An 11,539-nucleotide genomic window follows, 5' to 3' on the forward strand; every position below is an offset into this window, starting at 1 on the left:
TGAATTAGTGTTAATTAAACAAGAAAAAATTAAACAGGCATTAAAAGTTTCCTTAAAAATTACTCTCATTGGTAGCGAAAATGGCCAAGCAAAACAATATGCACTTAAATCACTTCTAGTAAACTCAGACAAATCCCTTACTTTTGGTTTCAAATACTTTCAGGTGATAGAAGGCGAGTTAAAACTACCTGCGGGGTTTGTAGTGGAAAATGTTTCTGTGTATGCAGACATTTATCAATTCAAACGTAAAAAAGGTCAGCTCACTACTGTTTTTGAATGGTTAGTGGCTGACTAAAGTTAAGTAGGACGTTTAGTAAATTGGTGTTGGTTCTAATAGCGATAGGGCGACAGAAATAAGAATACTTGACCATATTAGTCAAGTACTGGATAATTGTAGCCAATTAGATTAGGTTTTTGAGTTGAGGTTTTTGTTATGACGGTGCAAACCGCGTTACCCATAGAGTTTTCTGATGCTGCTGCTAAAAAAGTAAAAACTTTAGTAGAAGAAGAAGAAAATCCAAATTTGAAATTAAGGGTATATGTCACCGGAGGAGGCTGTTCTGGGTTTCAGTATGGTTTTACTTTTGATGAGAAAGTTAATGAAGGCGACACAACCATAGATAAAAATGAAGTTACTCTAGTAGTTGATCCAATGAGTTTGCAGTATTTAGTCGGCGGAGAAGTGGACTATACCGAAGGCCTAGAAGGCTCTCGTTTTATGGTAACTAATCCAAATGCCACTACGACTTGTGGCTGTGGATCTTCATTTACAGTGTAGTGTTAAATACATTATCCAGTGTGTAGGTTAAATTAGATTTGAGGGCTGGAAATTTCCAGCCCTTTTTGATCTAGTTCAGAATTAACTTTGGTTATCCCAATTCCATTTACTTAATGGAATTGGTATTCGTACTTTCAAAAATTTTATCTGCAGAAGCCGCTACAAACCCTTGGTATAACTCACCATTCTCCATCGGGTATCGATAAGCAAACTCATAAAAACAACTTGGAACAGATAGTGATGTATCTTTCAATTCAACTTTGATTTTATCTGCCATTGTAGAAGATTGAGCAAGCAGCACATCTGGCCCGCCTTTTATTTCCCCACCAGAATCGTTCAATGCAAATCCAGCTTGTTTTAACTTTAAGTTCATATCGCCAACAGAGTTTATTTGTTGCATATGGTTGATGCTAATAGTGAAATGATTAGCTCTGAATCCCCAAATAGACATCCAGGCCGCATATTCAGAATGTTCTGCTAGGGTTTTATATTCTTCCTCTGTTACCTGCCAGTGTGCTCCAGAATATAAGAAGTTTTTTAGTAAGGCCGTGTCTTCGTTTACACCTTCTACCATCTTATTAATGATATCTTGCACTGGTTTTGGCATGTATTGAACTAATAATTCGCTGATAAATACTTTGGGCTGTGTTGTGTCGGGATGCTCAAAATGTTTCGCTTTAAGTTTCTTTTGAGCAAAATCGTAGTGGCCTTTTTCTACGTAACCTAATGCTAAAAAGTGTGCTGCGAGTTTGTCTAAGTTTATTTTTTCAATATTAAAAGTACGCAAAGCGATATGATCATTAATTAACTCACCCTGTGAGCCAGTATCGATAAATTCTAGTTCATTTAATAAGCTGTGAATCTTTCTAGCGGACGGCGTAATGGCTAAATAGTCTTGCCATAAGTGACTGAATAATTCGTTTATTTGAGAATGCATGTCAGGCCTATTTATTAAAGAGTTAAACCGGGGCTCAAAGTAGCCGGCAAAGTAACAGTATCAAGTTCGACTGATGCAACAGGGTAAGCGCAGTAATCTGCAGCGTAATAGGCACTGGCTCTATGATTGCCACTGTCGCCAATTCCACCAAATGGAGCCGCACCACTGGCACCAGTAATGGGACGATTCCAATTAACAATACCTGCACGTATATTGCGATAGAAGTGGTCATAATCTTCTTGGTTATCGCTTAATAGTCCGGCAGATAAACCAAAACTTGTGTTGTTGGCTTGTTCTATGGCCTGATCGAAATCTGTGTATCGAATTACTTTTAATAATGGCCCGAAATGTTCTTCATCTGGTAGTTCATTGAGAATAGGCGTTACGTCTATGATCCCTGGGCTAACAAAACCGGATTCACTATCTAAATGTTGTAGTTTGAGTAAAGGTTTAGCACCCAATTCTACTAGTTGTTCTTGTGCTTGGTCCATAAGCGTCGCAGCTTGTTTAGAAATCATTGCCCCCATAAAGGGTTGTTCCTGCGCATCATATTCACCCACTTTTATTTTTGCTGTTGCATCAACTAATTGAGCTAACAAATGATCACCTTCCAAGCCTTGCTGAATAAACAGTCGGCGGGCGCAAGTGCAGCGTTGACCAGAGGTGACAAAAGCGGATTGAATGATGTCGTGAATAACAGCTTGAGTATTTTTAGCATCTTTAACGATTAGTGGGTTATTGCCGCCCATTTCTAATGCTAATATTTTGCCAGGATGTCCAGCAAACTGTTCATGCAATAACTTACCGGTTCGAGAACTTCCAGTGAAAAATAACCCATCTAGCCCAGGGTGAGAAGCGAGGGCTTTTCCTGTCTCGACTTCACCTTGGATCATATTTAAAACTCCCGCTGGCAGACCTGCTGCTTCCCATAAAAGAATCGTTTTTTCAGCGACTAATGGGGTTAAATCACTAGGCTTAAACACTATGGTATTGCCTGCAAGTAAAGCCGGTACTATGTGTCCGTTAGGTAAGTGGCCTGGGAAATTATACGGGCCAAATACAGCAACAACGCCATGGGGCTTGTGTCTTATGTAAGCTTGTCCAACTGGCATAGGGTTTTCAACTGTGCCAGTTCGCTCCTGATATGCTTTTTCAGATAAGCCTATTTTGCCGATCATAGCGGCGACTTCAGTAGCAGTTTCCCACAAAGGTTTACCCGTTTCTTGTGCGATACTTAGAGCAAGTGCTTGCTTGTTTTCAGCCAATAGCTCGGCAAACTTTTTCACGTAATTTAGGCGAGTCTCAAAACTGAGCTTGCTCCAGTTAGCAAAAGCCTTTCGCGCAGCTTTTATGGCTTGATCAACCTGCTGGCTTGATGCCGATACGGCCTGCCATACCACTTCTTTTTTGGCAGGATCGATTGATTGGATAGCATGACCATCGCCAGCGTGCCAATCACCAGCGATATAGTGGGTGTTGTTGCTCATAATTATGTCCTGAAGTGAGTGGGTACAAAGCGGATGAAATCTTCATCCGTTACCTTGAGTGCGGTTGCTGCCTGCTGATTAATATAGGCATAACTTCCATCTTGGCTTAGTTCTACCTGCGTGTTAACCCCCCTGAAATTTTCAACTTCAGTGTTAATCACGAAATAGCTTAAGTCGGATTGTGCAATATTAGTTTTAACTTTTATGGGGAGTCTTCGACTCGTTTGGGCGCTACGTATATGTTTTAAATTAGCTTCTACGGTTGGGCCTGCATCAAAAATATCGACGTAACCTCTACAGCTAAAACCTTCTTGTTCCAATAACTGCAATGCGGGTTTCGTTTTTTCATGAACCTTACCAATTACTGCTTGGGCTTGTTTGCTTAATAAACTCACATAAATAGGGTGTTTAGGCATCAGTTCTGCGATGAAACGTTTTTGGCCAATGCCGGTTAAATAGTCAGCAGTGGGGAAGTCTAAGGAGAAAAAGTGCTCTTCCAACCACTGCCAAAAAGGCGATTGGCCATCATCATTATTTATGCCGCGCATTTCAGCGATGATGGTTTCAGCAAACCTATGTTGATGTTCCTGCATAAACAAAAATCTAAATTTTGATAACAGGCGTCCATTTAACCCATTGCGAGCCTCGGGCATTAAAAACAAGGTGCAAATTTCAGAAACGCCCGTGTAATCGTTACATAGGGTTAATATGTCGACCGTGTTGTATATATTTAGTTCGCGAGATGCATGTACAACCTTGCTTAGATGATAATGATAAAAGGGGTCTTCCAAGCCTACGCTCGAAGCAATACCGCTAGTACCCACAACTTGTTTTGTATCGCCATCTTCCATGACAAACAAGTAGTTTTCTTCACCAGGCTGTGCCACTGTTTTATTAAATGATTCTACAGATTTGTCAATTTTACTTATCAGTAGTTCTTTGTTTACAGGCAAGGAGGTAAATCCAACCCCCGAAGCATGTGCAATATTGTAGAGTGACTCATAATCATTCGGGTGAATTGGGCGAATAATATTCATGTCCACATCTCGCTAGTTAATTTAGCCGTTAACGACTTTAGCTACAGCCCGTTCAAAACGGACTAAACCTTGTTTAATATCTTCGTCGGAAATAATCAATGAAGGTGTGAAGCGAACGACACTGGCGCCTGCTACCAAACACATGAGTTGTTCATTCGCCGATTCAACAAGAAAATCTCGAGCACGACCAGCAAATTTTTCGCTTAAAACAGCACCAATTAACAGCCCTTTGCCACGAATTTCGCCAAAACAATCATATTTTTGATTAATTGCTTCTAAACCTTGGCGAAATAACAGCGCTTTTTGTTTAACACCACTTAATACCTCTGGAGTATTAACAATATCCAACACTGTCTCTGCTACCGCACAGGCTAAAGGATTGCCTCCATAAGTACTGCCGTGTGTTCCCACTTTTAAATGTGAAGCAATGGCCGTTGTGGTTAGCATAGCAGCGATGGGGAATCCGCCACCTAAGGCTTTAGCTGAGGTTAATATGTCAGGTGTTACGTCTAAGCCCATATAGGCATATAGGTCTCCGGTACGGCCAACACCGGTTTGTACCTCGTCAAAAATTAGCAAGGCATTGTGTTTATCACATAATGCACGCACGCCTTTTATAAATTCAGCCGAAGGACTGACAACACCACCTTCACCTTGTAATGGCTCTATCATCACTGCGCAAGTTTTGTCAGAGATCATTGATTCTAATGAGGCTAAATCATTGTAATCTAGGTGATCAATATTACCTGGTTTAGGGCCAAAACCATCAGAATATGATGCTTGCCCGCCGACTGTTACTGTAAAGAAAGTGCGGCCATGAAAACCTTGGTTAAATGCAATAATCTGATTCTTATGTTCGCCAAATTGTTCTAAGGCATAGCGCCTAGCTAATTTAAGTGCAGCTTCGTTCGCTTCTGCGCCTGAGTTGGCAAAAAAGACTTTTTCTGCAAAAGTGGCGTCTACTAGTTTTTTGGCTAAACGTAGTGCCGGCTCATTTGTTAAAACATTGCTTAAATGCCACAAAGTTTCGCCTTGATGTTTAAGTGTTTTAACAAGTTCTGGATGGCAATGTCCAAGGGCGTTCACAGCGATCCCGCCAGCAAAATCGATATACTCAGTACCCGTTTGATCCCACAATCGACTACCCAATCCTTTTACAGGTATGACGGCTGAGGGGCTGTAATTGGGAACCATTACATCATTAAATAAGTCGCGGGTAACATTCATTCTATTGCCTTAATTTGGGGTCTAAGTTGACCTCGTTCGCTCGAAAAAGAAACAACATTATGGCAGTTAGTCGAGCATTTGTCTGTATAAAAAATGGCTGAACATTGCATTTATAAAGGCTTAGGCTTTAATGTGCATAAAAAGTGAATAAATATTTAATAAGGTGAATATATAAAATGGACTGTAAATAGTGATAGGGTAAAGAGGTAGAGCTAAGGGCAGCTAAATTACCAAGTGGTCAGTTAGCTGCATGAGTATGCTTAAATAATTTTTAATATTTAAGGTTATTCTTCATCCATGGAAAGATTAAGTGAGCGTACGTCAGTTACTTTCAATAACTCTAGCGCTCCTTTAGGCATTTTCATTGAACGCACAAAATCTCTAGCCTGATCAAGTTCGATTAACTTTTGACTTTTTAATATACGGTATTTGGCGTAGGCATTACCTTGCTTTAATACTTTAGCCATAGGTGATAAATCGGCATCAGGCAGGTCTTGATGAACTTCATCCATGGCATTACTGATAAAGACACGTTTCATAGCCATTTTCTCAATTAACTGAGCACTGATCTTAAAGGCATATTTGTCTATCAATGAAATTAAAAACTCACCTGATGGCTGAGTTTTTAAAAGCGCTTTATGTTCATCGTGTTTTCTATGGTTTTCAGATTCAATTAATGCTTCTCTTTGTACTTCTTCAAATAGTCGAAAATACATTCGAGTTACCACTATTTTTCCGGTGGTTTGTAACATACCAAGACAAAAAGCATGATTAGGCACTACACCACTGACCGAGGCAATTTGTTTACAAGAGTTAGCCGTAGCCAATGCTTCTTCCCATATCCTTAGTTTAATCTGCGGATAGGGATCGGTGATTTGAGGCAACCAGCGTTTAAAAGCCAATGCGGTAATGACAACACTTAAGTTTTCTAAACCAAAAAAGCTTAAACCTACTCGCAAACTATCAACTAGTACCACTCGCCCTTTACTATCAACTCTCTTATATTTAGGTTGATTAATGAGTTTCATTAAATCGGTGTAAAACCAAGGTAATTCGGTAGCTAGAGGTTCTATCTTGGATATGGTGGCTGCCTTCACGCTTACTGCGTCTAGTAACTCTGCCATCATTTCATCTATGCCAACTATTTTATTAAATATATTATCGACATCTTCGAGTACTGGAATCATACGAGATTCAACTTCATCATTGAGCTGCTCTATAATTGAATGCAAATAGCTCAGTTCAACTTTGTTGTTTAAATCTTTTTCGCGAATGGCTTGTTTTTCAACTTGGAGCAGTTGTCTTGCCGTTTTGCTTTGTTCTTCTTCTACAATGCTAACTTTTGCTTTGCCTTCGTTAAGCATGTTCTGTCTAGCCAGTTTTGCATCTAAAAACAAATCATTAAAGCGAGTTTTAAGGCGGTCGTCCATTATTCGTTGAGGCTCATTCAGTTGGGTTGCAGTGATTATTCAGGCTAAGTATACCAAGTTACTGAATTGTATTTCAGTCATATTTTGATTATTCAGTGTGCAGATTTTAAAAAGTTTTCCAATATTTCATGTCCAAACTCAGTTAGCAGTGACTCTGGATGGAACTGAACACCATAAACTGCCAAGGTTTTATGTTCGATTGCCATGACTTCAGATTGGTTATTTAATTCTGAACCAGAGGACTGATTACACCAAGCTGTAATCTTAAAACATTCAGGAATCGATTGAATATCAAGTAATAAAGAATGATATCTGGTTGCGTGAAAAGATGAGTTTATTTGTTTAAATAGCTGTCCGGTTTGATGATAAACAACAGAGGTTTTACCGTGTCTAATTTCTTTAGCATTGACTAGTGTGGCACCAAACACTTGGCCAATTGCTTGATGACCTAAACACACACCTAAAATAGGTATTTTTCCAGAAAATTTTTGGATCGCTTTAAGGGTGATACCAGCTTGTTTAGGTGTACAAGGACCAGGTGAAAAAACTAAATATTCTGGGGCCAAGTTCTCTATGTCAGTACAATTGATCTCGTCATTTCTAACGACCTTCACCTCTTGGCCCAATTCATTGAAATAATGGGCCAAGTTGTGGGTGAACGAATCGTAATTGTCGATCAGTAATAACATACTAGAACAAGCGTCTATTTAGGTTTGGGAATAAACCCAATAGATTTATAAACTTTAGCGAGTGTGTCTTCTGCTCTAGCTTGAGCTTTTTCAGCTCCATTTCGCATGATACGATCAAGCTCAGTTTGGTCATTACGCAGTTCTGCGAACTTAGCTTGAATAGGTTCAAGTAAAGCTACAACAGCGTCTGCTACATCACCTTTTAGATGACCATACATTTTGTCTTCGTATTGTGGCACTAAATCAGCAATGGATTGACCTGTAGCACACGACAATAAGCTTAATAGGTTTGATACACCCGGCTTTTCAGCGGTATCAAAGTAAATACGTGCTTGTTCGTCAGAATCGGTAACCGCTCGTTTAATTTTTTTGGCTATCTTTTTTGGATCTTCTAATAAACCAACAAAATTATTGGGATTATCATCTGATTTCGACATTTTTTTAGTTGGGTCTTGCAGGCTCATGACTCGAGCTCCCACCTCAGGAATATACGGGTCGGGTATGGTGAAAGTCGGTTGATACAAGTTGTTAAAGCGAGTAGCGATGTCCCGTGTTAATTCTAGGTGTTGCTTTTGGTCGTCGCCAACCGGCACTTGGTTAGCTTGATATAGCAAAATATCAGCAGCCATTAGTGCAGGGTAGGTATATAAACCAGAATTAATGTTAGAGACGTTTTTAGCTGACTTGTCTTTAAATTGAGTCATTCGATTCAACTCACCCATTTGGGTGTAACAATTCATTATCCAGCCTAGTTGTGCATGTTGAGGCACATGAGATTGCACAAACACAGTACTTTTGTCAGGATCGATGCCACAAGCTATATATAAAGCTAGGCCATCTAAACAGGCGTTGTATAACTCTTTTGGATCTTGGCGGACTGTAATGGCATGCATGTCTACTAACATGTATAAACAATCGTGGGTGGACTGCATGTCAACCCATTGGCGCAGTGCGCCAATATAATTGCCAATGGTAAGTTGTCCAGATGGCTGACAGCCACTTAATACAATAGGTTTGCTCATAAATTCTGTAATCTAATTATTTAATTTTTAGGATCCACGATTAACTTGGGCAAGCTCTGCTCGCATTTCGTCAATCACTTGTCGGTAATTGGGTTGGTTAAAAATAGCAGAGCCTGCTACAAACATATCGGCTCCTGCTTCGGCAATGGCGCGAATATTATCTACTTTCACTCCACCGTCAATCTCTAACCGGATATCAAAACCCGAATTGTCGATTAGAGTGCTTATTCTTTTTAATTTATCCAAACTTTGGGGAATAAAGCTTTGCCCACCAAATCCAGGATTGACCGACATTAGTAAAATATGATGTAACTTATGCATTACGTCATCTAAATAATGTAGCGGAGTGGCGGGATTGAATACTAGACCGGCCTTACACCCGCAATCGTTTATCAGTTGTAAACTACGATCTAGGTGTTGTGAGGCTTCTGGATGAAAACTGATATAACTTGCCCCCGCATCTGCAAACTGTTTTATCAGGTCATCTACAGGCTGAACCATTAAATGTACGTCTATATCAGCCGTTACTCCATGTTTGCGCAAAGCCTCACAAACTAAAGGCCCAACGGTTAAATTTGGTACGTAGTGGTTATCCATCACATCAAAATGTACTACATCAGCCCCGGCTTCAAGCACTGAATCAACTTCGTCACCTAACTTAGCAAAGTTAGCGGACAATATAGATGGGGCGATTAAAAAAGGTTTCATAGCAATTTAGTTTCTATAGGCTGCATAAATGCCGACACTTTACAGAAAAACACCGGTAGACAAAAGAGCAATCAGTACAAAAACTCCTATGTAACTAGGATCGACAGACACTAAGTAATAATAAGGAGGGGACTAGTTAATTATACGTATTGTATTTTGCACCAAATAGATCTACTGCATGCACCAACTTGGTGCTTTGTAATGATTGTAGTGCATTAATGCATTTAAGGTACTTTGGATGGGCTTTAAAAAATATCTATTTAAATCAATTGGTTATTTGTTATTTTGACGAAGAGCTAGATAATATATTTTTAGGCATTAGTTTTGCGTTATATCCACCAGTGAAATTATATAGCCATGTATAAACATGATTATTAAATATTATAAATAAAGTTGGAGAACACATATGAAAACATTAAAAATTGCTACTATCGCCGCTGCTGTTCTAGCTGCATCTAGTTTTAGTCAAGTTGCATCTGCAGAAGGTAGTTGGAGTGCTAACATTGGTGCTGTATCTCAGTATCACTTCCGTGGTATTCAACAAACTATCGGTGCATCTGGTAGTGCTGGTATCGATTACGAAAATGGTGGTTTTTATGCAGGAACTTGGGCTGCTGACGTTTTAGACGGAGCTGAAATCGATTTTTACGCTGGATATGGTGTTGAATTAGATAACGGCCTATCTTTAGGTTTAGGTGCTACAACGTATCAATATACTGGTGATTTCGATTCTGCATACAATGAAATTAACTTGAGCGCTGGATTTGGTTTATTTAGTCTTGGTTATAGTGTTGGTAAGTGGGATGGCGTAGTTGGAAATGAAGCCGCTACTGAAGGTGATTACTCAATCTTGACTGCAACAATCGAAAATAACGGTTTTAGTGCTACATTTGGTACTTATGGTCAAGATTCAGAAGGCGAATACGTTGAATTAGGTTACGGTACAGAAGTTGCCGGTTTTGATGTTGGCGTTGGAGTAGTATTCAGTGGTTCTGATTTAGATGATAATGAATCTCTGTTCTTCTCAATCGGAAAAGCATTTGATTTATAAGTAAAACAAAAATTTACTGAATGAAGGCGCATTTATGCGCCTTTTTTTATACCTGTTGCCAAGCTAAATCGACGAACTGCGGAACAATTACGTTAAAGTACAGTTGTTCAATTATTGTGCTTGGGTATAATATGCCCCATTATTAATTTGCAGATGACAAGTATGAATAGGAAGTCAAAGTCGTTTTTAAGCTTAACAGGTGTCGCTTTTGCTACAGTGTTGGGGTTATCTTACGCATCACCACAAGAAGGAAGTTTATTTTGTCACTGTGAGACTAATATTTCCTTTGATCATAATTTGCCCCTTAGTCATCCTGTTAATCGCTGTGCCTCAAGCCAATCTGATGCAGTAAGCTGGTCCTCTTGGATTAGTGGGAAGTCTAGTTCTTATCAATTCCATTTTATCGATTTATTAGAGTTATTGTCTCGAACTAAAGACTACACAAAAGTTCCTCAAAGTAGTTCTAATAATAAACATTCAAAATAAATCGGTTGCCTATAACCTATTCTCATGATGAATACTGATTAAGTCGGTTTATACCGTCAATGGTGTCATTTTAAGGGGGGAGTTGCCGAATACAGAGCTAGTAACTCAGCTACTTTCTTTCTGTTATTGGCTTTTTGGCTAATAAACCGACTGACTTGAAGCTTTGTGAGTTTGGCATCTTGGTATATATCACGGGTAAACTCAGTATCATGATTGCTAATTAACACTGGAATTTCTCTTTGATTGCCTGTGCGATTCGCAATTGCAGCAAGTTTTACTTGACTGTCTAAGGTAAAGCCACCTTTTGCGTAACTATTAAACATAGCTGTTTTGCTAATTGGCGCATAAGGTGGATCACAATAAATGACGCTACCTTTTCGAGCTTTGGAGAATGTCTTTTCAAAAGAGGTACAAGTAAATTCAGCACGTTGGGATTTTTCTGCAAATGCGTGTAATTCTTTTTCCGGAAAATAAGGTTGTTTATACCTTCCAAAAGGAACATTGAAGCCGCCACTATTGTTATATCGACATAAGCCATTGTAACCATGTCTATTCAAATACAAAAAGTACACAGCACGTTCGTAAATATCTTCAGTGGCGTTAAATTTATTTCTAATTTCGTAATATCGTTTTTCTTGGTTATTGATAGAGCTAAACAGTGATGCACTGTCCTTAATATAATTATCA

Annotated in this window: 13 protein-coding genes; 4 read left to right on the plus strand and 9 right to left on the minus strand. The window is 39.2% G+C overall.

Annotated features, from left to right (window positions below):
• Window positions 1-295, plus strand: a 295-nt coding sequence (locus tag ACSHXM_RS18705) for a DUF6776 family protein (protein ID WP_435691342.1), incomplete at its 5' end; no start/stop codon positions are given.
• Between the two features lie 138 nt (window positions 296-433).
• Window positions 434-778, plus strand: a complete 345-nt coding sequence (gene erpA, locus ACSHXM_RS18710) for an iron-sulfur cluster insertion protein ErpA (RefSeq protein ID WP_435691344.1) — start codon at window positions 434-436, stop codon at window positions 776-778.
• A gap of 106 nt (window positions 779-884) precedes the next feature.
• Here erpA and ACSHXM_RS18715 read toward each other — a convergent pair whose 3' ends face one another.
• From ACSHXM_RS18715 to rpe, 8 genes are all read right to left on the minus strand, one after another.
• Entirely contained in the window at window positions 885-1,715 is an 831-nt protein-coding gene (locus ACSHXM_RS18715) for a DUF1338 domain-containing protein (RefSeq protein ID WP_435691346.1), read from the minus strand.
• A gap of 14 nt (window positions 1,716-1,729) precedes the next feature.
• Window positions 1,730-3,202: a succinylglutamate-semialdehyde dehydrogenase gene (gene astD / locus ACSHXM_RS18720; RefSeq protein WP_435691348.1), complete on the minus strand. Its 1,473-nt coding sequence runs from the start codon at window positions 3,200-3,202 to the stop codon at window positions 1,730-1,732.
• A gap of 2 nt (window positions 3,203-3,204) precedes the next feature.
• Window positions 3,205-4,239: an arginine N-succinyltransferase gene (astA, locus tag ACSHXM_RS18725; protein WP_435691350.1), complete on the minus strand. Its 1,035-nt coding sequence runs from the start codon at window positions 4,237-4,239 to the stop codon at window positions 3,205-3,207.
• 21 nt (window positions 4,240-4,260) lie between these two features.
• The gene (locus ACSHXM_RS18730; RefSeq protein ID WP_435691352.1) at window positions 4,261-5,466 is read right to left on the minus strand and encodes an aspartate aminotransferase family protein; all 1,206 of its coding nucleotides are present in this window, start codon (window positions 5,464-5,466) and stop codon (window positions 4,261-4,263) included.
• 284 nt (window positions 5,467-5,750) lie between these two features.
• Window positions 5,751-6,896, minus strand: a complete 1,146-nt coding sequence (locus ACSHXM_RS18735) for an HDOD domain-containing protein (RefSeq protein WP_435691354.1) — start codon at window positions 6,894-6,896, stop codon at window positions 5,751-5,753.
• A gap of 92 nt (window positions 6,897-6,988) precedes the next feature.
• Entirely contained in the window at window positions 6,989-7,585 is a 597-nt protein-coding gene (locus ACSHXM_RS18740) for an anthranilate synthase component II (RefSeq protein WP_435691356.1), read from the minus strand.
• Between the two features lie 14 nt (window positions 7,586-7,599).
• Window positions 7,600-8,607 carry a tryptophan--tRNA ligase gene (trpS, locus tag ACSHXM_RS18745; RefSeq protein ID WP_435691359.1) on the minus strand — a complete coding sequence of 336 codons (1,008 nt, stop codon included), beginning with the start codon at window positions 8,605-8,607 and terminating at the stop codon, window positions 7,600-7,602.
• A 27-nt stretch (window positions 8,608-8,634) separates the two neighbouring features.
• On the minus strand, window positions 8,635-9,315 hold the full coding sequence (gene rpe, locus ACSHXM_RS18750; protein ID WP_435691361.1) for a ribulose-phosphate 3-epimerase: 681 nt from the start codon (window positions 9,313-9,315) through the stop codon (window positions 8,635-8,637).
• Between the two features lie 406 nt (window positions 9,316-9,721).
• On the opposite strand from rpe, the gene ACSHXM_RS18755 reads away from it, so the two are divergent.
• Both ACSHXM_RS18755 and ACSHXM_RS18760 read left to right on the plus strand, forming a co-directional pair.
• A complete protein-coding gene (locus tag ACSHXM_RS18755; RefSeq protein ID WP_435691363.1) occupies window positions 9,722-10,366 on the plus strand; it encodes a TorF family putative porin in 645 nt (214 codons plus the stop codon).
• A 162-nt stretch (window positions 10,367-10,528) separates the two neighbouring features.
• On the plus strand, window positions 10,529-10,852 hold the full coding sequence (locus ACSHXM_RS18760) for a hypothetical protein (protein ID WP_435691365.1): 324 nt from the start codon (window positions 10,529-10,531) through the stop codon (window positions 10,850-10,852).
• A gap of 65 nt (window positions 10,853-10,917) precedes the next feature.
• Here ACSHXM_RS18760 and ACSHXM_RS18765 read toward each other — a convergent pair.
• The coding region (locus ACSHXM_RS18765) for a Dam family site-specific DNA-(adenine-N6)-methyltransferase (RefSeq protein WP_435691367.1) at window positions 10,918-11,539 on the minus strand (622 nt) is incomplete at its 5' end.

Origin of the sequence: Paraglaciecola sp. (assembly GCF_051252315.1) — a bacterium.
GTDB lineage: Bacteria > Pseudomonadota > Gammaproteobacteria > Enterobacterales > Alteromonadaceae > Paraglaciecola.